This window comes from Duganella sp. 1224 (genome assembly GCF_013408245.1).
In the GTDB taxonomy this organism is placed as follows: domain Bacteria; phylum Pseudomonadota; class Gammaproteobacteria; order Burkholderiales; family Burkholderiaceae_D; genus Rugamonas.
Genome location: NZ_JACBYS010000001.1, coordinates 158,976 through 182,966, shown reverse-complemented (window position 1 = coordinate 182,966; position 23,991 = coordinate 158,976). Strand labels below are relative to the sequence as shown.

Sequence of the window (23,991 nt, the reverse complement as noted above, 5' to 3'; positions counted from 1 at the left end):
CAATAACTTATCTGTCTTATATAAGACATAAGATAGGATTGACAGATAGTGGCGGCAAGCCTACACTCGCCGCCAGCGCTTATGGCTTACAGATGATTATAAGCGCCAAATTTTGCAGTATGATTACGTTTTCCCGGACCGCGCTAAGGTCCAGCTTCAAGCCGTTTTACTTACACTTTGGAGATTCATCATGGCTAAAACCCCACTGCGCGTTGCAGTTACCGGCGCCGCCGGCCAAATCGGCTACGCTCTGCTGTTCCGCATCGCCAACGGCGACATGCTCGGCAAGGACCAGCCGGTCATCCTGCAACTGCTGGAAATCCCTGACGAGAAAGCCCAGAAGGCGCTGAAGGGCGTCATGATGGAAATCGACGACTGCGCGTTCCCGCTGCTGGCCGAAATGACCGCCCACTCCGACCCGCTGACCGCGTTCAAGGACGTCGACTACGCGGTGCTGGTGGGTGCCCGTCCGCGCGGCCCGGGCATGGAGCGCAAGGACCTGCTGGAAGCCAACGCCCAGATCTTCACCGCCCAGGGCAAGGCGCTGGACCAGGTGGCATCGCGCAACGTCAAGGTGCTGGTGGTCGGCAACCCGGCCAACACCAACGCCTACATCGCCATGAAATCGGCGCCGTCGCTGCCGGCCAAGAACTTCACCGCCATGCTGCGCCTGGACCACAACCGCGCGCTGTCGCAAGTGGCCGCCAAGACCGGCACCCAGGTGAAAGACATCGAAAAGCTGACCGTGTGGGGCAACCACTCGCCAACCATGTACGCCGACTACCGTTTCGCCACCGTCAACGGCAAATCGGTCAAGGAACTGATCAACGACCAGGAATGGAACGCCAACACCTTCCTGCCGACCGTGGGCAAGCGCGGCGCCGCCATCATCGAGGCGCGCGGCCTGTCGTCGGCCGCCTCGGCCGCCAACGCCGCCATCGACCACGTGCACGACTGGCACGTCGGCACCAACGGCAAGTGGACCACCATGGGCGTGCCGTCGGACGGTTCGTACGGCATCCCTGAAGGCATCGTGTTCGGCTTCCCGGTGACCACCGAAAACGGCGAATACAAGATCGTTCAAGGCCTGGACATCGATGCCTTCTCGCAAGAGCGCATCAACCTGACCCTGAAGGAACTGACCGAAGAGCGCGAAGGCGTCAAGCACCTGCTGCCATAAGCCTCACCGCTTTACGTGGAACCGGTTAAACCGCCGATCCGCCGTACCCGCCGCGCTGCCGAGAGCAGCGCGGCGCCTGTTTTGCCAGCCGACCCAGCACGCATGCATCCATCCGAGGTTTTATTCCAGGGTAATCTCCAGCCGACTTTGCTTCCGGCCTGTGATCACTACGCCGGCTCCGAAAAGCTGATGCGCAAATCGATCGCCCTGCAACAAGAACTTGGCCCCCTGTTCGACATCACCCTCGATTGCGAGGACGGCGCCAGCGCCGGCAACGAGGAAGCCCACGCCCGCCTGGTGGTGGCGCTGCTGAGCGCCGACGACAACCGCTTCAACCGCCTCGGCGCCCGCGTGCACGATGTCCACAGCCCGTTCTTCGCGCAGGACGTCGAGATCATCTGCGCCGCCGCCCAGCGCCTGGCCTACCTGGTGCTGCCCAAGGTGCACAGCGTCGACGAGGTGGCGCGCGCCATCAAGCTGATCAACACCCACGCCGCCAAGGCCGGCCGCAAGGACCTGCCGGTGCACGTGCTGATCGAAACCCACGGCGCGCTGCGCGACGTCCACGCCATCGCCGCCCTGCCCCAGGTGCAGTGCCTGTCGTTCGGCATCATGGACTTCGTGTCGGCGCACTACGGCGCCATTCCGGCCAGCGCCATGCGCACGCCGGGCCAGTTCACGCACCCGCTGGTGGTGCGCGCCAAGCTGGAAATCGCCGCCGCCTGCCACGCCCACGGCAAGGTGCCGTCGCATAATGTCACCACCGACATCAAGGACACCGCCGTGGCCGCCAACGACGCCCAGCGCGCCGCCGCCGAATTCGGCTACACGCGCATGTGGAGCATCCACCCCAGCCAGATCAAGCCCATCGTCAAGACGTTTACGCCGCGCCTGTCCGAGGTCGGCGAGGCGGCCGCCATCCTGCACGAGGCGGCGGCGGCGCAATGGGGGCCGATCGCCCAGCATGGACGCTTGCACGACCGCGCCAGCTACCGATATTATTGGACCGTTTTACAGCGCGCCAGACTGGCCGGCCTCACGCTGCCGGAATCGGTGGCAGCGCTGTTCAACGGCACACCCACCGATCTCCCACAGGAAGCACACTGATGTCCATCTCCAAATTATTCATGGCTTGCAGCCTCGCGCTGGCCTCGCTGACCCTGGCTGCCGGCGCCCATGCCGAAGGCGACGTTCCGACCAAGAAAACCGTCAAGAAAACCGCCGCCAAGGCTGGCAAGAAGGCCGCCGCCAAGCCGGTCGAGCCGAAAGCGCCGAACGAGGAAGAAGACGAGCCGGTCGTCACCAACGACAACGTGACCGAGTTCGACTGCGAACTGGGCAACAAGATCACCATCTACACCAACGCCGGCGACGACGGCCACATCGCGCTGCGCTGGAAGAAGCGCCTGCACCGCCTGACCCGCGTCGGCACCACCACCGGCGCCAACCGCTTCGAGAACAAGCTGTACGGCCTGATCTGGATCGGCATTCCGGCCAAGGGCATGCTGCTGGACTCCAAGCTGAACCGCCAGCTGGCCAACGAGTGCCGCGACGCCGAGCAGGTCAAGTCGGCCGCCGCGGTAAGCAACGAGCCGGTCAGCAGCAAGATCACGATTCAGTAAGCACCACGTTTTACTTTAATAATAGACGCCACCCATCACTAAGGAGAGGTCATGTCACGCAACACTCTGAACACGCTGAAGGAATTCGACATCGCAGGCAAGAAAGCGAAGTTCTACTCGCTGCCGGCCCTGGAAAAGAGCCTGGGCGCAAAAATCTCCCGCCTGCCGGTCTCGATCCGCGTGGTGCTGGAGTCCGTCCTGCGTAACGTCGACGGCAAGAAAGTCACCGAAGAGCACGTCAAGCAGGTCGCCAACTGGGGCGCCACCGCCGAGCGCACCGACGAGATCCCGTTCATCGTCGCCCGCGTGGTGCTGCAGGACTTCACCGGCGTGCCGCTGCTGGCCGACCTGGCGGCGATGCGCAACGTCGCCTACAAGATGGGCAAGAACGCCAAGAAGATCGAGCCGCTGGTGCCGGTCGACCTGGTGGTCGACCACTCGGTCACCATCGACCACTTCCGCGAGCCGAAGGCGCTGGACCTGAACATGAAGCTGGAATTCCAGCGCAACAACGAGCGCTACCAGTTCATGAAGTGGGGCATGCAGGCCTTCGACACCTTTGGCGTGGTGCCGCCGGGCTTCGGCATCGTCCACCAGGTCAACCTGGAATACCTGGCGCGCGGCGTCCACAAGGACAACCACGGCGTCTACTACCCGGACTCGCTGGTCGGCACCGACTCGCACACCACCATGATCAACGGCATCGGCGTGGTCGGCTGGGGCGTGGGCGGCATCGAGGCGGAAGCCGGCATGCTGGGCCAGCCGGTCTACTTCCTGACCCCGGACGTGATCGGCGTCAACCTGACCGGCGTGCTGCGCGAAGGCTGCACCGCGACCGACCTGGTGCTGACCATCACCGAAATGCTGCGCAAGGCCAAGGTGGTCGGCAAGTTCGTCGAGTTCTTCGGCGAAGGCACCGAGACGCTGTCGGTGACCGACCGCGCCACCATCGCCAACATGGCGCCGGAATACGGCGCCACCATGGGCTTCTTCCCGGTCGACGACGCCACCATCGAGTACTTCGAGGGCACCGGCCGCACCAAGGCCGAGATCGACGCGTTTGCCGCCTACTTCAAGGCGCAGAACATGTACGGCGTGCCGAAAGCCGGCGAGATCGACTACACCCGCGTGCTGGAACTGAACCTGCGCGACGTGACCCCGTCGCTGGCCGGCCCCAAGCGTCCCCAAGACCGTATCGAAATCGGCAACGTGAAGAACAACTTCACCGAACTGTTCTCGAAACCGACCTCGGAAAACGGCTTCAACAAAAAAGCCGACGACCTGAACGCCACCTACACCACCAGCAACGGCGTCAATGTGAAAAACGGCGACGTGCTGATCGCCGCCATCACCTCGTGCACCAACACCTCCAACCCGAGCGTGATGCTGGCCGCCGGCCTGCTGGCCAAGAAAGCCGTGGAAGCCGGTCTGACCGTGGCGCCGCACATCAAGACCTCGCTGGCCCCGGGCTCGCGCGTGGTGACCGAGTACCTGACCGCCGCCGGCCTGCTGCCGTACCTGGAGCAACTGGGCTTTGGCGTCACCGCCTACGGCTGCACCACCTGCATCGGCAACGCCGGCGACCTGACGCCGGAACTGAACGCCGCCATCATCTCGAACGACATCGTGGCCTCGGCCGTGCTGTCGGGCAACCGTAACTTCGAGGCGCGCATCCACCCGAACATCCGTTCCAACTTCCTGGCCTCGCCGCCGCTGGTGGTGGCCTACGCCATCGCCGGCAACATGACGGTCGACCTGATGACCCAGCCGGTGGGCAAGGGCAAGGACGGCAAGGACGTCTACCTGGGCGACATCTGGCCGACCTCGAAAGAGATCGCCAAGCTGATGAAGTTCGCGATGAACTCGAAAGTGTTCAAGACCAACTACGCCGACGTCAAGGGCAACCCGGGCAAGCTGTGGGAGCACGTGTCGTCGACCGAGGGCCAGGTCTACAACTGGCCGGCCTCGACCTACATCGCCGAGCCGCCGTTCTTCGAGGGCTTCGAGATGACGCCGAAGGCGACCGATCCGAACATCAAGGGCGCGCGCGCGCTGGGCGTGTTCGGCGACTCGATCACCACCGACCACATCTCGCCGGCCGGCTCGATCAAGGAAGACGGCCCGGCCGGTAAGTGGCTGAAGGAAAACGGCGTGATGAAGGCCGACTTCAACTCCTACGGCTCGCGCCGCGGCAACCACGAGATCATGATGCGCGGCACCTTCGCCAACGTGCGCATCAAGAACAAGATGATCCCGCCGAAGGCCGACGGTTCGGCGGTCGAGGGCGGCATCACCATCCACCAGCCATCGGGCGAACAGCTGTCGATCTACGACGCGGCCATGAAATACGTGGCGGCCGGCACCCCGACCATGGTGTTCGGCGGCGAAGAATACGGCACCGGCTCGTCGCGCGACTGGGCGGCCAAGGGCACCCAACTGCTGGGCGTGAAGGCGGTGATCGTGCGTTCGTTCGAGCGCATCCACCGCTCCAACCTGGTGGGCATGGGCGTGCTGCCGCTGCAGTTCATCGGCAACGACTCGGTGGAATCGCTGGGCATCACCGGCAAGGAAACCTATGACCTGAAGGGCCTGGACGGCGAAATCAAGCCGCAACAGCTGGCCACGCTGGTGATCCACCGTGAAGACGGTTCCAGCCAGGAAGTGAAAGTGCTGCTGCGTATCGACACCCCGATCGAAGTCGACTACTACAAGCACGGCGGCATCCTGCCGTTCGTCCTGCGCCAGCTGCTGGCTGCGTAAAAGACGCCGACGGCACCAGTAAAACCCGCACACCGCTGCGGCCAGGGTCTGACCCCGTACGGGGTCAGACCCTTTCGTTTTGGGGGCCTTTTTTTATGCACGTTTGCCGAATCAACTACAATAGGGTCATAATCCGATTTATTCACTTTTCATGAGACTCTTCGCGCGATGCGTCGTTCCAAACAAGCTTCACCCCATAAGTTGTCCGCCGAGAGCCAACGCCTCGCCACCTATGCCCAGGCAGTCGGGCAGGCGGCCAGCCGCATCGAAGAACGTGCCTGGGAGCACGCGCTCGATGCCCAACTCCAGAAACTCCTGAAAACCGGTCACCAGGACACCATCGACTCGACCCTGAACGCGCTGTTCAAGGAAGACCTGAACGCCTACGACGTGCTGATGGACAGCGTGGAAGCGGCCAGCGAATCGGGCCACCTCACCATCGACACCGCCGACGGCGTCAGCAAGCAGTTCGACGTGCTGCTGGTGGCCGCGCCGATCCTGGCCTGGACCCGTTTCGCCATCGCCTCCGGCGCCATCCCGGCCGACATCCTGCAAACGCTGACGGCGCACTTCGCCGCCCACCTGCTGGCCGACGGCACGCAGCTGGCGGTGTCGCCCACGCTGTTCTCGATCGACCAGCTGCCGCGCAGCCACGTGGAAACCTACGGCAAGGTGCACAAGCTGGCGCAGGCCGCCCTCAAGGGCAGCACGCTCAAGCCCGACACCAAGGTGCCGGAAACCGCGCCCTTCCTGGCCGACACCCGCTACCTGCTGGTGGCCGTGGTGGCGCCAGCCGGCGCCCCGCTGTTCCGCTGGCAGATGCCGGAACACCAGGCCAACTTCGCCGCCGAGCGCAGCGCCGCGCTGGAGCAATGGCGCGCCCAGGTCACGCCGACCGTCAACCGCCTGCTGCCGGGCTGCGGCGTCGAGCTGCTGCTGCCGGAAGCGTATTACATGGCCTGCCGCGAGGCGGACAAGCTGATCCGCCCGGTGTCGATCCGCGCTGCCGTGCACTACCTGACGCACACGCTGGGCGTGGAACCGTCGGACCTGCGCGCGGTCATCGCCGGCTTCGGCGAGGAAAGCGCCGAAGCCCAGGTGGACGAATACCGTGTCGCCTTCACCCAGCGTTCATCGTCGGATGTGATCTACGGCGTGGTGTGGCCGCTGTACGGCCAGGAAGACGAAGAAGGCACGCCGCCGGAAGGCCCTGGCGCGGGCGGCTTGCAGCAGAAGCCGGTCACGCCGGTGGACGAGATCATCTCGCACCTGAACGCGGCGGGCGTCACGCAGATCAAGAAGCACAGCGAGCGCTACGTGGTCGAGTTCTGCGACGACTGCGGCGCCCCGCTGTTCGCCGACCCGCAAGGCGAACTGGCCCACGCCGAAATGCCCGAAGACGCGCCCGCCGGCAGCGAGCACTTCCACTAAGCCCACAACAACCAGCCCTGGATGAGCGGCAATGTCATCCAGTGAGCATTTGATTTGTCCTTCCGGCGCAGGCCGGAATCCATACGCCGCTTGCGTCCTGCCATGCACGCGTTCCATGGGTTCCGGCCTGCGCCGGAACGACGCCCCGCGGCGCCGGTGACCGCTGTCCGCCATCCACGCGCCGCGGCTACCAAGTGGTGAACGGCTTCTTGATCAGGTTGGAGTTGAGGTAGCGCAGGTCGCTGGTGACTTCCTCGCCGATCCAGTCCGGCTTGTCGAACTGCTGGTCTTCCGACTGCAACTCAATCTCCGCCACCACCAGCCCGGCGTTCACGCCAAGGAACTCATCCACTTCCCACACATTGCCGGCGAACGCGATCCGGCGGCGATACTTCTCGATCAGCGGCTGCTCGCACAAGCCGTCCAGCAGCTCGGCCGCGTCAGCAACCGGAATCTCGTACTCCCACTCGCCGCGCGTGGCGCCCCGGTTGGCGCCCTTGATCGTGATCACCGCCCTGTCGCCCTCGATGCGCACGCGCACCACGCGCTCCTTGTTGGACGACAGGTAGCCCTGCCTGAAGAACACCGGCTCGCCGAGCTGCATCCAGCCATCGCCGGACAGCAGGAACTTGCGCTCGATCTCGACGCCCACGATCAGTAATCGTCCAGCGACAGCAGAATCGGCTGCAGAATCGCCGCGCCCAGCGCCGCGCTGCGCGCGCCATTCCAGCCTACGTGCGGGTCCGGCAGATCGGCGTTGTCCTTGAACGGCATCTCCAGCGTCAGCGCCAGGCAGCCGAAGTGATGGCCAACGTACTTGGACGCCAGCGTCAGCATGTCTTCCTTGTACTTGCTGGCGGCGTAGCCCACCTTGTCCTGGAAGTCCGGCGACGCGTTCTTGTAACGGTCGATGAACGCCTGCTGCTTCAGGCGACGCTGCTCGGTAAAGTTCTCCAGCATCTCGTTGCCGGCCACGAAGTTGTACGGCAGCGCCTCGTCACCGTGGATATCGAAGAACATGTCGATGCCGGTTTCGTGCATCTTCTGCTTCACATACAGCACTTCCGGGCTGCGCTCGACCGATGGCGTCATCCACTCGCGATTCAGGTTGGCGCCAGCCGCGTTGGTGCGCAGGTTGCCGCGCACCGAGCCGTCCGGATTCATGTTCGGCACGATGTAGAACACGCAGCGCTGCAGCAGCTTGCGGGCGATCGGATTGGCATCGTCCAGCAGCGAATCGATCAGGCCTTCGATGAACCATTCGGCCATCGATTCGCCCGGGTGCTGGCGCGCGATGAACCAGATTTTCTTTTCCGCTTCCGGCTTGCCGATGACGACCAGGTTCATGTCGCGGCCATCGACCGTCGAGCCCAGGTCATGCACGCGCGCCAGCGGATGCTCGCCCACCTCGCCCAGCAGGCGCAGATGGCGCTCGAACGAATACGGCTCGAAGTAAGCGTAGTAGATGCTGTCGGTATCCGGCGTATGGTTGATCGTCATGACCGCGCCATCGAACTTGGTCGGCACGCGGAACCAGTTCTCGGTGTCGTAGCTGGCCACCGCCTGGTAGTCCTCGTAGCCCTTGGCGTAGGTAGCCTGGCCGGCGTTCAGGAAACGCATGGTCAGCTTCTGGCCGCGCGCGCCCTGCACGCGGAAGTGGAACCACTGGTGGATGTCAGCGTGCGAGTCCTTGCGCAGATTCAGTTCGATGGTGGACGCGCTGTCGGCGCGCAGCACGTCGATGGCGCCGGAATCGAAGTTCTGGCTGATTTTAATGGTCATGTTGATCCAATATTAAGTGAATGCGGATGACCCTTATTTTACCAGCATGCTCCCTTCGCGTTGATAGCGGGCGTGCCACGACAAGGCCTTCTCCAGCACGTGCGGCGTCTGGCCGCCGCCCAGCAGCGCCTCCTCGAAATAGGCGCGCAACTGCGGGCGATAATCGGGATGCGCGCAGTGCTCGATGATGAGGCGCGCGCGCTCGCGCGGCGCCAGTCCGCGCAGGTCGGCCAGGCCCCATTCGGTCGCCACCACGTCGACATCGTGCTCGGTATGGTCGACGTGCGCGGCAAACGGCACCACGCTGGAAATCGCCCCATCCTTGGCCACCGACTTGCTGACGAAGATCGACAGCTGGCCATTGCGCGCAAAGTCGCCCGAGCCGCCGATGCCGTTCATCATGTGCGTGCCGCCGACGTGGGTCGAATTGACGTTGCCGTAGATGTCAAACTCCAGCGCCGTGTTCAGCGCGATGATGCCCAGCCGCCGCACGATTTCCGGATGGTTGCTGATCTCCTGCGGCCGCAGCACCACGCGGTCGCGGTACTGTTCGATATTGTCGAGGAACTTCTTGTGCATGGCCGCTGACAGCGTGATCGACGACGCCGACGCCATCGTCAGCTGACCGGAATCCAGCAGCTCGATGGCGCTGTCCTGCAGCACCTCCGAGAACATCGTCATCTTGCGGAACGGCGAATCGATCAGCCCATGCAGCACCGCGTTGGCGATGGTGCCGATACCCGCCTGCAGCGGACGCAGGGACGCATCCATGCGCCCGGCCTGCACCTCGCCTTCCAGGAAGGTGATGACGTGGCGGGCGATGGCGTCGGTCTCGTCGTCCGGCGGCAGCGCGTTGGAGGGGCTGTCCGGACTGTCGGTGATGACAATCGCGGCGATGCGCTCGGGGTCCACCGCAATCGCGGTGGCGCCGATGCGCTGCCAGGGCGTCAGCAGCGGAATCGGACCGCGCTCGGGCCGCGCCTGCGGCACATAGATATCGTGCAGCCCTTCCAGCGACAGCGGCGCGCTCAGATTGATCTCGACGATCACCTTGGCCGCCTGCTGCGCGAAGTTGGCCGAGTTCCCGACCGACATGGTGGGAACGATGGCGCCCTCCGGCGTAATCGCCACCGCCTCGATCACCGCGATGTCGATGCCTTTCAGGTCGCCCGAGCGCAGCTGCTCGGCCGTCTCCGACAAGTGCTGGTCGATGAACATCACCTCGCCGGAATTGATCTTGCGGCGCAGCGCGGCGTCGGCCTGGAACGGCATGCGGCGCGCCACCACGCCGGCGTTGGCCATCATGCCGTCGCTCTCGTTGCCGAGCGAAGCGCCGGTCAGCAGCGACAGTTGCAGCGGCTGGCCTTGGCGCGCGCGCTCCACCAGCGCCGCCGGCAGCGCCTTGGCGTCGCCGGCGCGGGTAAATCCGCTCATGCCCACGGTCATGCCGTCCTTGAATAACAGGGCGGCCTGCTCGGCGCTCATCAGTTTGTTCATCAGTGCCGGGCGGCGGATGCGATCTTCATACATGGTGGTTCTCCTCATTCTTTTGTTTCAGTATAGAATCAGAAAAACTGTCGTCTTATGACTTAAATTCCCCATTTCCATTCTTTTTATTCATGGACCTGCGATCGCTGCGCTACTTCGTCGAAACCGTCCGCCTGAACAGTTTTACGCAGGCGGCCGAGTCGCTGCACGTCACCCAGTCCACCATCAGCAAGATGGTGCGGCAACTGGAAGACGAAGTCGGCGCCCAGCTGCTGCTGCGCGAAGGCCGCAGGCTGACGCTGACCGATACCGGCCAGGTGGTCTACGCCCGCGGCGTGGAAATGCTGGCGACCATGCGCAAGCTGACGGTGGAAGTGCGCGACACGCAAACGGTGGAACGCGGCCAGCTGACAGTCGGCATTCCGCCGATGATCAACCTGCTGTTCACGCCCGTGCTGAAAGCCTTCCGCGAGCGCCATCCCAACATTACGCTGTCGCTCCAGGAAGACGCCGGCCAGGCGATAGAGCGCCAGGTGGCGCACGGCGATCTGGAAATCGGCCTGACGGTGCTGCCGGCCGATCCCGCGCTGGACCTGCGCTCCGCGCCGATCGCCAGCTACCCGGTGTGGGCGCTGGCCGCGCAAGGCACCTTCCAGAAAAACCGCACCACGCTCAAGCTGAAGGCGTTGGCCAACACCCCGCTGGTGCTGCTGAAGGACGATTTCGCCATGACGCGCGCGCTGCGCGCCGCCTTTGCCGATGCCGGTTTCGAACCGCGGATCGCCGCGCAAAGCAGTCAGTGGGACTGGCTGGTGGCGATGGCCTCCGCCGGTATGGGCGTGGCGCTGCTGCCGGAGCCGTTCATCCACCGCCTGGCCATCGGCCATCTGGACGCGGTCAAGCTGGTGGATCCGGAACTGCCGTGGCAACCGGCGCACGTCTGGCGTGGCCGGTATCTGTCGCACGCGGCGCGCGCATGGCTGGCGCTGTGCGACGAACTGCTGGGGCCTAGTGCTCCGGCAGTTCGTGAATCGCGATCCCCTCGATCGGGTCGATAGGCTGCTCCCACGGCCGCAGCGCGATGAAGCGCTGGGTGTCGTCGTAACCGGCCTGCCAGCGGGCGCGGATGCCGCTGGCGCTGAAGTCGATGTCCTTGGTGTGGTCCTCGTTGCCGATGCGCGGCGCCCGCAGCGACACCACGTGCATGTCGGTGCCGCAGCCCCACGAGGCCAGCTCGCGCACCTCGGGCGACGCCGCTTCCGCGTCGGACAGGTGCTTGCTCATCTCGCGGATCACGTGGCGCAGCCGGTGCATCTTGCGCTGCTGCTCGATGTTGCTGGCGCGGCTGGCATACTGGATCTCCTTGTGTTTATCCAGCACATCGAGCACGCTTGCCGGCTCGCTGCCGTCCGGATTCCACACCTGCACCGAGAAGATCACCGAACTCCGGCGCGGCTCATCATCCAGCACCGCCTCGATTGGCGTGTTGGAGTAGATGCCGCCATCCCAGTATGGCTCGCCGTCGATGCGGATGGCGGGAAAGGCCGGCGGCAGCGCGCCGGACGCCATCACATGCTCAACGCACAGGCGCTCCCTGCGACTGTCGAAATAGCGCATCGCGCCGTTGCGCGCATTGACCGCGCCCACGGTCAGGCGCATCTCTTTCTGATCGAGATAATTGAAGTCCACCAGCGCCTCCAGCGTGCTGCGCAACGGCGCGGTCTGATAGAAAGACGCGCGCTCGACGCCCACGCGCGCCTCGGGATTCCACCACGACGCCAGGTTAGGCTCGAAGAACGCCGGTATGCCCTGCCCCACGGTAATGGCGTTGGCGATCGCGCGCGGCATGGTGGTAAAGCCGAAGGAATTGCGCTCCATGCGGTGCCAGAACTCGCGCAGCCGGTCCAGCCGCTGCTCCGGGGGATTGCCGGCGATAATGGCGCCATTGATCGCGCCGATGGACGTGCCGATCACCCAATCCGGCTCGATGCCGGCTTCGTGCAAGGCCTGGTACACGCCCAGCTGATAGGCGCCCAACGCACCACCACCCTGCAGGACCAGAACGATCTGGCCCGGCAGGGTGGGGGATGGCGGACAAGCGGATTGACGGCTCAAGCAAACCTCCACGATGCGCTGCAACATGGAGATTGTAAGCCATCTTTACGCGATGTTGACGCCCTTCGCTTTCAGCGCCGCGCGCACGCCCGCGCCGTAGGCTGGATCGGCCTTGTCGAAGTGGGCCAGCTGGCGGGCGATGATCTCGGCGCTCACCTGGCTCAGAGGACCGGCGATGTTGTTGAACAGGTTTTGCTGTTCATCGGCCGGCATCAGGCGGAACAGATTGCCGGCCTGGGTGTAATCGTCCTCCGTACCGCGTGCATCGTAGCGGGCCGCCGCGCCTTGCAGCGCCAGCGCAGGTTCGCCATTGCCCAGGCCTTGCGGATTGCTACCCTGCGCCTGCACCGGATCGTAGTTGACCGCCGCGCCGCCGTTGGCGGTGGCCATGGCGCCGTCACGCTGCTGATTGTGGAAGGGGCAGCGTGGCGCGTTCACCGGCAGGTGCTGGTGATTGGTGCCCACGCGGTACAGCTGCGCGTCGTGGTAAGCGAACAGGCGCGCCTGCAGCATCTTGTCCGGCGAGTAGCCCATGCCTGGCACCACGTTCGACGGCGACAGCGCGGCCTGCTCCACTTCCGCGTGGTAGTTGACCGGATTGCGGTTCAGTTCCAGCACGCCGACCGGCAGCAGCGGGAAGTCCGCGTGCGGCCAGACCTTGGTCAGATCGAACGGATTCCAGCCGGTGCGCGCCTCCCACGCGGCCAGTTCGGCCTCGGTGGCCACCTGCACCTTCACATCCCAGCGCGGGAAGTCGCCCTTGGCGATGGCGCTGAACAGGTCGCGCTGCGCATAGTCAGGATCGGTGCCGGCGATGCGCGTGGCTTCTTCGGCGCTCAGGTTCTTGATGCCCTGCTGCGTCAGGAAGTGCCACTTGACGTAGACCCGCTCACCGGCGGCGTTAATCAGGCTGTAGGTGTGGCTGCCGAAACCGTGCATGTGACGATAACCATCCGGCGTGCCGCGACTGGAGAACAGCGTCGTCACCTGGTGCAGGCTTTCCGGCGTGCGGCTCCAGAAATCGAACATCATGGTCGGCGACTTCAGATTGGTCTGCGGATCGCGCTTCTGCGTATGGATGAAGTCCGGGAACTTGATGCCGTCCTTGAGGAAGAACACCGGCGTGTTATTGCCAACCAGATCCCAGTTACCTTCTTCGGTATAGAAACGGACGGCAAAGCCGCGTGGATCGCGCTCGGTATCAGCGCTGCCCTTCTCTCCGCCCACGGTGGAAAAACGCAGGAACGTCTCGGTCTGCTTGCCGACTTCCGCGAACAGCTTGGCCTTGGTGAATTTGGTGATGTCGTTAGTGACGGTGAAAGTGCCATAAGCGCCCGAACCCTTGGCGTGCACCACGCGCTCTGGAATGCGTTCACGGTTAAAGTGCTGCAGCTTCTCGATCAGGTGGAAGTCCTGCAGCAACACCGGGCCGCGCGGGCCGGCGGTGATGGAGTTCTGATTGTCTGCGACGGGAATACCCGACGCGGTGGTGATAGGTGGCTGGCTCATACTATGACTCCTCGTTGTTTGATAGCGTAGAGCTATTCTAAACAACGAAAGCCATAAACAAAAACCATATATATCTATGGATTCGATAGAGAAAATTAAAACCGGGGTCAGTGCCGACATTCGGACATTGGGTCGCGCGCGACCCAATGTCCGAATGTCGGCACTGACCCCGATGTTTCAGGCTTCCTTGATGCGCTTGGCGATGTGGGCCAGCGCGTCTTCCACCTGGTCGATCAGGATCAGGCACAGGTCGCCGTCCTGCAGGCGCGCCAGCGCGGTGTCGATGGCTTTGAATTCGCCGTAGATTTCCTCGATGTGCGTGGTGCGCGGGGCGCCGTGCAGGCCGGAGCGCAGCAGCGCCACCACTTCGCCGTCCACGCGGCCGCGCTGGCAGGCGTCTTCGTACAGCAGCACGTCGTCGAACGCGCGGCCGAGGATTTCGGTCTGCTGCGTGATGTCCTGGTCGCGGCGGTCGCCGGCGCCCGAGATCACCACCACGCGGCGCTTGGCCGGCATGGTCTCCACCGCTTTCACCAGCGCCAGGATGGCGTCCGGATTGTGGCCGTAGTCGGCGATCAGCATCGCGCCCTTGTAGTCGAACACGTTGAAGCGGCCCGGCGCGTTGTCGGAATCGTTGGCGAAGGTTTTCAGGCCGAGACGAATCGCGTCCCAGCTGATGCCCACGCCCCATGCCGCCGCCACCGACGCCATCACGTTCTCCACCTGGAAGCCGATGGCGCCGTTGCGGGTGATCGGCACTTGCGACAGCGAGATGCGGTTCTGCTCACGCCCCTCTGCGGCGACAATGTGGCCATCTTCCACGTACACGGTGCGGCTGCCCTGCGCCAGGTGGGTGGCGATGACGGGATGCGTGCGGTCGGCGCCGAAGAAGATCACCTTGCCGCGGCAGTTGGCCGACATGCCAGCGACGATCGGGTCGACCGCGTTCAGCACCGCGTAGCCGCTCTCGGAGACGTTCTGCACGATCACGCGCTTCAGCACCGCCAGGTCTTCCACGGTGGTGATGTAGTTCAGGCCCAGGTGGTCGCCCATGCCGATATTGGTCACCACGGCGACCTGGCAGCGGTCGAAGGCCAGGCCTTCGCGCAGGATGCCGCCGCGCGCGGTTTCAAACACCGCCGCGTCCACGTCCGGGTGCAGCAGCACGTTGCGCGCGCTGCGCGGGCCGCTGCAATCGCCGCTGTCGGTCTGGCGGCCTTCGATGTAGACGCCGTCGGTGTTGGTCATGCCGGTGCGCAGGCCGCTGGCGGTCAGCAGGTGCGCGATCAGACGCACGGTGGTGGTCTTGCCGTTGGTGCCGGTCACCGCCACCACCGGAATGCGGCCGTTTTCGCCGGCCGGGAACATGGTGTTGACGATGGCCTCGCCCACCGCGCGGCCTTTGCCGAACGATGGCGCGATGTGCATGCGCAGGCCCGGCGCGGCGTTGACTTCCACCACGCCGCCACGCTGGTTCTCGATCGGTTCCAGCACGTTGTCGCACACCACGTCCACGCCGCACAGATCGAGGCCGATCATTTGCGCCGCTTCCACCGCGCGCGCCGCCACTTCAGGGTGGACGTCGTCGGTGACGTCGGTGGCGGTGCCGCCGGTCGACAGATTGGCGTTGTTGCGCAGGATGACGCGCTGGCCCTTGTCCGGCACCGAGTCCGCGTTCAGGCCTTGCAGCGCCAGGCGCGCAATGGCGATGTCGTCGAAGCGGATCTTGGTCAGCGAGGTGGCATGGCCGGAGCCGCGGCGCGGGTCGGCGTTGACGATGTCCACCAGCTCGCGCACGGTGTGCACGCCGTCGCCGATCACCAGCGGCGGGTCGCGCCGCGCGGCGGCCACCAGCTTGTTGCCGATGACGAGCAGGCGGTAGTCGTGGCCCGGCAGGTAGCGCTCGACCATCACGTCGTCGCGGAATTCCTTGGCGGTGCGGAAGGCTTTTTCCAGGTGGTCCTGGGTCATGATGTTGACGGTGACGCCCTTGCCCTGGTTGCCGTCCTTCGGCTTGACCACCACCGGCAGGCCGATTTCCTGGGCGGCCTTCCAGGCGTCCGCCTCGTCTTCCACCGAGCGGCCAATCGGCACCGGCACGCCGGCCGCGTGCAGCAGCTTCTTGGTCAGTTCCTTGTCCTGGGCGATGGTCTCGCCGATGGCGCCGGTGGTGTCCATTTCGGCGGCCTGGATGCGGCGCTGTTTCGAGCCCCAGCCAAACATCACCATCGAGCCTTCGGTCAGGCGGCGGAACGGTATGTCGCGCGCCACGGCGGCGTTGACGATGGCGCCGGTGCTCGGGCCCAGGCGCACGTCTTCATCGAGGTCGCGCAGTTCGGTCAGCGCGGCCTGCAGGTCGAAGGCGGTATCGGCCAGCACGGAGTTGATCAGCGCCTCGGCCAGTTCCACCGCGCGGCGGCCGACGGCTTCCTCGGTGTATTCCACCACGGTCTGGTAGATGCCGTTTTCCACGGTGGCCGTGGTGCGGCTGAAGGTGACCGGGCAGCCGGCTTGCGCCTGCAGGCTCAGTGCCGCCACTTCCAGCACGCGCGCCAGCGGCACCGCGTCCGAGGTGCCGGTGGGTTGCAGTGCGCCGATGGCGGGGAAGCGCGCGTGCAGCCGCTGCTGAAAATTCGGCAGCGCCGCGATCGATTGCTCTTCCGGCGGGCACGAGATGATGACTTCCACCGCGGTGTGGTGGCTCCAAAGATTCGGGCCGCGAAGGGCGCGGGTGCGTATGACTTCCATGACTCTTGTTGTTCTTTCCGTGATAGGGATCAGTGATGCGGGCGCTTGGGCGCGGCTTCATAGGTGCGCAGGCCGGCGCCGATCAGCTCCGGCGTCAGGCCCAGCGCCCAGCCGGCGGCAATCGCGGCCAGCACCGCTTCCGGCGGCACCAGCGGCGACAGCGGCAGGCTGGCGACGTCGGTGTGGCCGGTGGCCAGCACGATGCGGTCGGCGCGCTGGAACACCACCCGCTGGTTGTCCTGGCGGTGCGCGGCGATGGCGGCCAGGTGCTCGTCGACGCCGTAGAAAATCACTTCGCCGTCGCACAGGTCGGCCATGTCCACCACTTGCGGGTCGGCGGCGTTCAGCACCGCCGCGCCGCCTGGCAGCACCACGTCCACCTGGGTGCGCAGCACGTTATACAGTTTGTCCTCGCTGTCGATGTGGAAGTCGTTCAGCGCTTCGAAATCGGTGACGTCGGTGACCACGCCCACCGCGCACTTGTCGTAGGCCAGGCCTTCCGACAGGATCATGCGGGCGCTGTTTTCAAACACGCCGGCTTCCACGTTCTTGTTGAGCAGCAGGCGCTCGCCGGTTTCCCAGTCGCTGAAGCCATCGCGCGGCAACAGGCGGCCGTTGACGAACAGGCCTTCGGCGCAGGTCAGGCCGGTCTTCTTGCCGCTGATTTGCAGCAGCCAGGCGACCAGGCGCGCGATCATCGTGGTGCCGTGGTTGCCGGCGATGCCGACGATCGGCATGCGGCCGGTGGCCTCGCCAAACAGATGCTCGACAATCGCCTCGCCGACGTTGCGCGGCTCGCCCTCGGCCGGCTTCAGGTGGGCCAGCAGGCCCGGGCTGGCGTTGACTTCGATGATGGCGCCGCCGGTCTCCTCCAGCGGACGGGTGATGTCCGAGGTCACCAGGTCGATGCCGGCGATGTCCAGGCCGACCACGCGCGCCGCCAGCGCGGCCATCGCCGCCACCTGCGGGTGCACCTTGTCGGTGACGTCGATCGCCACGTTGCCGTTCGGCTGGATCAGCACTTTCTGGCCGTCGGCCGGCACGCTTTGGTGGGTCATGCCCTGGCGCTTCAGTTCCAGCACGATCTCGCCCGATTCATGCGGCTTGACCAGGCCCAGGGGGAATTCTTCGGTTTCGCCGCGGCGCGGATCGGTGTTGATCTGGCTGTTGCACAGTTCCAGCACGGTGGCGTTGCCGTCGCCGGTCACCCACAGCGACTCGCCGGCGGCGGCGGCCACCACGCGGCGGCCCACCACCAGCAGGCGGTGCTCGTCGCCGACGATGAAGCGCTCGACGATCACGCTGCTGCTGTCGCCTTCGATCGCGGCCAGCGCGTAGGCGGCGGCGACGTCGGCCTCGTTGCTCAGGTTGAGCGAGACGCCGCGGCCGTGGTTGCCGTCATACGGCTTGACCACCACCGGCAGGCCGATGTCCTGCGCCGCTTCCCACGCCTGGGCGGCGCTGGTGACCAGCTCCCCTTCCGGCACCGGCACGCCGCACGACGACACCAGCGTCTTGGTCAGGTCCTTGTCCGAGGCGATGCCTTCGGCGATGGCCGAGGTATGCTCGGTTTCGGCGGTCCAGATGCGGCGCTGCGCGGCGCCGTGGCCCAGCTGCACCAGGTTGCCGTCGGTCAGGCGGATGTGCGGGATCTTGCGCACGCCGGCGGCATCGACGATGTTGCCGGTGCTCGGGCCCAGGCACAGGCTCTCGACCAGGTCGGTCAGGCGGGCCACGGTGGCGTCGAGGTCGTACGGACGGTCTTCGATCATCGCCATCAGCAGGTCGCGGCCGGCGGCCAGCGCGGCGCGGCCGACTTCTTCCTGGCGGGTGCGGAAGGCCATCTTGTACAGGCCGCTGTCCGGGCTGATTTCGCGGGTCTTGCCGAAGCCGGTTTTCATGCCGGCCAGGTTTTGCAGCTCCAGCACCACGTGTTCGAGGATGTGGCCGGCATAGGTGCCGTCGCGCAGACGTTCCAGGAAGCCGCCGTGTTCGCCCACGCCGCAGCGGTGGACGATCAGGCCCGGCAGGATCGCCGTCAGGCGCTCATACAAACCGGGCAACTTATTCGAGGGGAAGTTCTCCAGCTCACCGATATCCAGCCACGCCTCGATCACCGGGCGATAGGTCCAGATGTTAGGGCCGCGCAGATAAGTCACGCGGAGAACTTCAATATCTTTCTTCTTGGTCATGTATTGATTCTTATAACTTTGTTATCGGCTGATCCAGCCCGCGCCGTATTGTAAACCCTGTACCCTTGCCCTGCTGCTGTGAGGTATACTTGCGGCAAGATTGCCGTCGCCGCAAACATCCGGTTTTATTGTGTTCTATCAAATGTTTAATCACTGACAGAATACCGTAAATAAGCCGTTACATCAGCCCTTTTCCCCCCGGAGTACGCCACACAATGACAACCCAACAACTTTCCATTGTCTCCAGCCAGAGCGAGCTGCCTGAACGCTGGCGTTCGGAGATACAGGCACAACTTTCCCAAGGGGAAAACGTTGTAAGTGCCCTGGAGGTTGACTTGGATCAGCAACTTCGTTTTTCCAAGGGGATGGTGCTGATTACGCCCCGCCGCGTGCTGGCCCGCGCGCCGGGCGCGGCCGACTGGGCATCGTGGCCGTTCGCGCCGGACCTGACGCTGAAACACCACGACCACGCCGGCGTCGGCCATCTGGAACTGGTCAACACGCAGGGGCGCCTGGCCGCCTGGCGTTTCACGCTGGGCCAGAACCTGGCGGCGATCCGCCTGGTCGAGCAGTTTGACGCCCATCTGGACAGTCACGCCACCGGCGAGCCGGTGGTGGTCGACGACAAGAACATCTGCCCGAGCTGCAAGGCGCCGATGGACCCGGACGAGGAGGAATGCCCGGTCTGCACCAAGGTGGTCTACACGCCGCCGTCGACGTGGACGCTGTTTCGCCTGTGGCGCTTCGCCCGGCCGTACAAATGGCAGCTGGTGCTGGGTTTCACCTTCATGCTGCTGTCCACCGGCGCGCACCTGATTCCGCCCTACCTCACCAGCCCGCTGATGGACAACGTGCTGATTCCTTACCAGAACGGCAAGCCGGTCGATCCGTCGCTGGTGGCCATGTACATGGCCGGCCTGGTGGGCGCGTCGGTGCTGGCGTGGATTTTCGGCTGGGGCAAGACCTACGTGCTGGCGCTGGCCTCGGAACGCATCGGCGCCGACCTGCGCACCACCACCTACGAGCATTTGCTGAAACTGTCGCTGGAATACTTCAGCGGCAAGCGCACCGGCGACCTGATGTCGCGCATCGGCTCCGAGAGTGACCGCATCTGCGTGTTCCTGTCGCTGCACCTGCTGGACTTTTTGTCCGACTGCCTGATGATCGTCATGACCGCCGTCATCCTGTTCAACCAGGACCCGTGGCTGGCCACCTGTACGCTGGCGCCGCTGCCGTTCATCGCCTGGATGATCCACCTGGTGCGCGACCGCCTGCGCACCGGCTTCGAGAAAATCGACCGTGTGTGGGGCGAAGTGACCAACGTGCTGGCCGATACCATTCCCGGCATCCGCGTGGTGAAGGCCTTTGCGCAGGAGGCGCGCGAGGCCAACCGCTTCCGCACCGCCAACAAGCATAACCTGGCCGTCAACGACCGCCTGAATCGCGTGTGGTCGCTGTTCTCGCCGACCGTGTCCTTCCTGACCGAACTCGGTCTGCTGGTGATCTGGGTGTTCGGCATCTACCAGGTCTCCAAGGGCAATATCACGGTCGGTGTGCTGACCTCCTTCGTGGCCTACGCCAGCCGCTTCTACGGCCGCCTGGATTCGATGAGCCGCATCGTGTCGGTGACGCAGAAATCGGCGTCGGCCGCCAAGCGTATCTTCGACATTCTGGACCACGTGTCGTCGGTGCCGGATCCGGCGAATCCGGTCAAGCTGGGCAAGGTAGAAGGCAACATCACCCTGCGCGAGGTGGGCTTCCGCTACGGGAACCGCGCGGTCAACCGCGGCATCAACCTGGACATCAAGGCCGGGCAGATGGTGGGCCTGGTCGGCCACTCCGGCTCCGGCAAGTCGACGCTGGTCAACCTGATCTGCCGCTTCTACGACGTGGCCGAAGGCGCCATCATGCTGGACGGCGTGGACATCCGCTCGTTCGCGGTGTCGGACTACCGCCGCAATATCGGCCTGGTGCTGCAGGAGCCGTTCCTGTTCTTCGGCACCATTGCCGAGAATCTGGCTTACGGCAAGCCGGATGCGACGCGCGAAGAAATCATCGCCGCCGCGCGCGCCGCGCATGCCCACGAATTCATTCTGCGCCTGCCGCAGGGCTACGACTCGATGGTGGGTGAGCGCGGCCAGGGCCTGTCCGGCGGCGAGCGTCAGCGCATCTCGATCGCGCGCGCGCTGCTGATCGATCCGAAGATCCTGATCCTCGACGAAGCCACCGCCTCGGTCGACTCGGAAACCGAAAAGGAAATCCAGAAAGCGCTGGACAACCTGGTGCAAGGCCGCACCACCATCGCCATCGCCCACCGCCTGTCGACGCTGCAGAAGGCCGACCGCCTGGTGGTGCTGGACCGCGGCGTGGTGGTGGAAGACGGCCCGCACGACGAACTGATGGCGCGCGAAGGCGCCTACTACCGCCTGTACCAGGCGCAGGCCCGCAACGTGGACACGGACCTGGACGACAGCGCCAGCAAGGAATAAGCAACTATGACGACGACATTTGAACTGATCCGCAATCCCTTCGGCCGTCTGGTGCTGACCACCACCGAGGGCGTGGTGCACGAAGGCGTGTCGCCGGTGCGGGCGTTCCCGGTGCAGGCGCCGGAGGACGGCATCTCGCTGCTCAACACCGACGGCAAGGAAGTCGCGTGGATCGACCGCATCAGCGACCTGCCGGCGCCGATCGGCGCGCTGGTGCAGGAAGAACTGAGCGGCCGCGAATTCATGCCCGAAATCTCGCGCATCAACAGCGTGACCAGCTTCGCCACGCCATGCACCTGGTCGGTCGTCACCGACCGCGGCGACACCGAATTCGTGCTGCGCGGCGAGGAGGATATCCGCCGCCTGACCATCGACACGCTGCTGATCTCCGACATCCACGGCATCCACTACCTGATCCGCGACCTGCGCGAGCTGGACAAGCACAGCAAAAAAATCCTCGACCGCTTCCTGTAAGCGCGCCCTCCCCGCGCCATCGGCCACCACGCCGATGGCGCCGCCTTTCCCGCTGATTCACCGCAAAGCAGCCACCGAAGAAGGGAGCTGATCATGGATGAAGACAAGGAAGAGCTCTACTTTAATTTCCGCTACGCGCAGCGCTTGTGCCAACGCACAGCCCGCTTTTACCGCCGCATTCAGACCTTGCTCACTTTTATGAGCTTGCTCGCGGGCAGTAGTGCAGTGGCGCCCCTTGCGGCACAACTACCGGCGCAATCCGCCTGGCTGCTGGCAGCCTTTGCAGTGCTGGGCTGCGTGAACCTGGCGATACGGCCAGCGGAGCGCATCGCGGCCAATGAAGCAGACGTGCGGAAGTACGGCGCACTACTGGCAAAGCTCAACCAGGTCGACGCAACGGCGCTCCAACAATTGCTTGATGAAGCGCGGCTTTCCGACGCCACCGAAGTCGAGCACCTGCGACCAGTCGCCTAGAACGACGTCGTGCTGGAAATAGATGAACCTGAGGCCGTCATTCCGCTGACCCCGATGCAGAAACTGATCGGGGCCCTGGCGTGACTACTTGAAGGCCTTCACGACTGCATCAAACTTCACCTTCAGTGATTCGTCGTGCGGCGTGATGCGCGGCACTTCCCGCCGCACCTTCAGCAGCTCGTACACCGCCATCTGCGCCGCGCGCACCGAGTATTCGACGGTGAACACCACATCATCCGGCACCTCCACGAACTGGCTGACAAACGCCAGGTTGCGCGAGCCTTCCGGCACCGGCAGCGGACGGTCGCTGTAGTGGCGCGGCATGAACATGCTGGTAATGTACGGCATGCGGCACGGGATGCAGTTCGCCGTCGACATCACCGCATCGTAGTCAAAGTTCAGATGCCCGCATAACTCGCGCAGGATTTCCTCGCCGGTGCACTCGGCCATCGGCTTGGCGACGAAATTGCCGATACGATCCGGGTGCAGCCCATACCCCCAGAACACCTGCACACCCTCCGGCTGCCCCGCAAAATGCGGCTGATGCGCCAGCACCACCGACATGAACCAGTTGGAATCCTTGAACGTGACCAGGCCGCCGGTTCCGGCAACATTGCCGGTGAATTTCTCCATGCGGTCAAAGAACGCAGTATCCTTCAGCGTGACCGTAAACGATTCCCACCACGATTCCGGAATGCTGCTGTTGAACGCCGCAGGATTGCCAAACTGCGGCCGCCCCTGCGCCAGCTTCTCCCACAACGCCCAGCCCTGGCTGTCACGCTTGTCCAGCTTGGGCGGCGCGCTATGCATGCTGCCGTAGCTGGACGCATCGGTCATCGAACCATTCTGGAAGAACACCAGATCCTCCGCCAGCACATCAAGCCGGCCGGCCGCGCCATCGCGCGTGTAGTGGATGGCGGTGACGGTCGACGCATCGTCGCTCAACGACAAATCGTTCACCCGCGTGCCAAGCAGCACCTGCACGCCCTGCTCTTGCAGCCAGCGCTGCAACGGGCGCACCAGCGAATCGTACTGGTTATAGACCGTGCGCTTGACGCCAGCCAGCGTTTCGATGCGCGAGAACTCCTTCATGAAGCGATGCAGATAGCGCTTGAACTCCACCGCGCTATGCCACGGCTGGAACGCGAACGTGGTGGCCCACATGTACCAGAATTTGGTTTCGAAGAATTCCGGCGACAGCCAGTCGGTAATGGCGCTGTCGCCCATCTCCCTCTCGTCCGCCTCCTCCAGCTTGACCAGCTCCAGCCGGTCCTGCATGGAAAAGCCCATCGACGTCACGTCCACCTTGAAGCGGTTGCGGTCCACCAGCCGCGCGCGCGAATGCGACTTGTGCAGCGCATTGAAGGCGATGGTGTCGTCGTACACCGTGCGGCCGGGATGCTCCAGCGACGGGATGCTCTTGAACAGATCCCAGGTGCACTCGTAATTATCGGTGGTGAGCATGCGGCCGCCGCGCAGCGTATAGCCGCTGTCCGGGTCGCCGCCGCCATCGAGACTGCCGCCGGCCACCGGCAGCGCCTCGAAGATGGTGATGTCGCCGCCGGCCACGCCGGCGTCACGAATCATGAATGCCGCAGCGGCCAGAGAACCAATGCCGCCGCCAATCAGATAAGCCTTCGTCATAACGCAAACTCCCGCAGTTGAGATGGGCCGATTCTAGGCAATCGGTCCAACCGGGGTCAGTGCGCACGATTAAGGAATGCCGG

17 protein-coding genes are annotated in these 23,991 nt (G+C 64.5%); 9 read left to right on the top strand and 8 right to left on the bottom strand.

Annotation, left to right across the window (positions count from 1 at the left end):
- The first annotated feature begins 190 nt into the window (after positions 1-190).
- From FHW58_RS00820 to FHW58_RS00800, 5 genes are all read left to right on the top strand, one after another.
- Positions 191-1,180, top strand: coding sequence for a malate dehydrogenase (locus tag FHW58_RS00820; RefSeq protein WP_179671203.1), 990 nt, complete (start codon positions 191-193; stop codon positions 1,178-1,180).
- Positions 1,181-1,282: 102 nt separating this feature from the next.
- Positions 1,283-2,287 (top strand): CoA ester lyase, encoded by a 1,005-nt coding sequence (locus FHW58_RS00815; RefSeq protein ID WP_179671202.1) that lies wholly within the window; start codon positions 1,283-1,285, stop codon positions 2,285-2,287.
- Complete coding sequence (locus FHW58_RS00810; protein WP_179671201.1) at positions 2,287-2,802, top strand: hypothetical protein; 516 nt, start codon at positions 2,287-2,289, stop codon at positions 2,800-2,802. The genes FHW58_RS00815 and FHW58_RS00810 overlap by 1 nt, the downstream gene beginning before the upstream one ends.
- Before the next feature lie 51 nt (positions 2,803-2,853).
- Positions 2,854-5,562 carry an aconitate hydratase AcnA gene (gene acnA / locus FHW58_RS00805; protein WP_179671200.1) on the top strand — a complete coding sequence of 903 codons (2,709 nt, stop codon included), beginning with the start codon at positions 2,854-2,856 and terminating at the stop codon, positions 5,560-5,562.
- A 168-nt stretch (positions 5,563-5,730) separates the two neighbouring features.
- Positions 5,731-6,993 (top strand): DUF2863 family protein, encoded by a 1,263-nt coding sequence (locus FHW58_RS00800; protein ID WP_179671199.1) that lies wholly within the window; start codon positions 5,731-5,733, stop codon positions 6,991-6,993.
- A 187-nt stretch (positions 6,994-7,180) separates the two neighbouring features.
- Here FHW58_RS00800 and FHW58_RS00795 read toward each other — a convergent pair whose 3' ends face one another.
- From FHW58_RS00795 to FHW58_RS00785, 3 genes are read right to left on the bottom strand one after another with little or no spacing between them, the layout of a single operon-like run.
- A complete protein-coding gene (locus FHW58_RS00795; protein ID WP_179671198.1) occupies positions 7,181-7,645 on the bottom strand; it encodes a CYTH domain-containing protein in 465 nt (154 codons plus the stop codon).
- A gap of 2 nt (positions 7,646-7,647) precedes the next feature.
- Positions 7,648-8,775 carry a carboxypeptidase family protein gene (locus FHW58_RS00790; RefSeq protein WP_179671197.1) on the bottom strand — a complete coding sequence of 376 codons (1,128 nt, stop codon included), beginning with the start codon at positions 8,773-8,775 and terminating at the stop codon, positions 7,648-7,650.
- 33 nt (positions 8,776-8,808) lie between these two features.
- Complete coding sequence (locus tag FHW58_RS00785; protein ID WP_179671196.1) at positions 8,809-10,305, bottom strand: acetyl-CoA hydrolase/transferase family protein; 1,497 nt, start codon at positions 10,303-10,305, stop codon at positions 8,809-8,811.
- Between the two features lie 89 nt (positions 10,306-10,394).
- Between FHW58_RS00785 and FHW58_RS00780 the strand changes: the two genes are divergently transcribed.
- Entirely contained in the window at positions 10,395-11,321 is a 927-nt protein-coding gene (locus FHW58_RS00780) for a LysR substrate-binding domain-containing protein (RefSeq protein ID WP_179671195.1), read from the top strand.
- On the opposite strand, the gene FHW58_RS00775 is transcribed toward FHW58_RS00780, so the two are convergent.
- The 4 genes from FHW58_RS00775 to cphA (FHW58_RS00760) form a co-directional block, all read right to left on the bottom strand.
- Positions 11,272-12,378, bottom strand: a complete 1,107-nt coding sequence (locus tag FHW58_RS00775; protein WP_229265006.1) for a patatin-like phospholipase family protein — start codon at positions 12,376-12,378, stop codon at positions 11,272-11,274. The genes FHW58_RS00780 and FHW58_RS00775 overlap by 50 nt on opposite strands.
- Before the next feature lie 45 nt (positions 12,379-12,423).
- Entirely contained in the window at positions 12,424-13,887 is a 1,464-nt protein-coding gene (locus FHW58_RS00770) for a catalase (RefSeq protein ID WP_179671193.1), read from the bottom strand.
- Between the two features lie 177 nt (positions 13,888-14,064).
- The gene (gene cphA / locus FHW58_RS00765; RefSeq protein ID WP_179671192.1) at positions 14,065-16,635 is read right to left on the bottom strand and encodes a cyanophycin synthetase; all 2,571 of its coding nucleotides are present in this window, start codon (positions 16,633-16,635) and stop codon (positions 14,065-14,067) included.
- Between the two features lie 29 nt (positions 16,636-16,664).
- Positions 16,665-18,827: a cyanophycin synthetase gene (gene cphA / locus FHW58_RS00760; RefSeq protein ID WP_179671191.1), complete on the bottom strand. Its 2,163-nt coding sequence runs from the start codon at positions 18,825-18,827 to the stop codon at positions 16,665-16,667.
- Positions 18,828-19,042: 215 nt separating this feature from the next.
- Between cphA (FHW58_RS00760) and FHW58_RS00755 the strand changes: the two genes are divergently transcribed.
- The 3 genes from FHW58_RS00755 to FHW58_RS00745 all read left to right on the top strand — a co-directional run bounded on the left by FHW58_RS00755 (position 19,043) and on the right by FHW58_RS00745 (position 22,264).
- Complete coding sequence (locus FHW58_RS00755) at positions 19,043-21,316, top strand: ABC transporter ATP-binding protein (RefSeq protein ID WP_179671190.1); 2,274 nt, start codon at positions 19,043-19,045, stop codon at positions 21,314-21,316.
- A gap of 6 nt (positions 21,317-21,322) precedes the next feature.
- Positions 21,323-21,790, top strand: a complete 468-nt coding sequence (locus FHW58_RS00750; RefSeq protein WP_179671189.1) for a DUF1854 domain-containing protein — start codon at positions 21,323-21,325, stop codon at positions 21,788-21,790.
- Positions 21,791-21,883: 93 nt separating this feature from the next.
- On the top strand, positions 21,884-22,264 hold the full coding sequence (locus FHW58_RS00745) for a hypothetical protein (RefSeq protein ID WP_179671188.1): 381 nt from the start codon (positions 21,884-21,886) through the stop codon (positions 22,262-22,264).
- Between the two features lie 84 nt (positions 22,265-22,348).
- Here the strand turns inward: FHW58_RS00745 and FHW58_RS00740 are convergent, their stop codons facing one another.
- Positions 22,349-23,908: an oleate hydratase gene (locus FHW58_RS00740; RefSeq protein WP_179671187.1), complete on the bottom strand. Its 1,560-nt coding sequence runs from the start codon at positions 23,906-23,908 to the stop codon at positions 22,349-22,351.
- Positions 23,909-23,991: the final 83 nt, after the last annotated feature.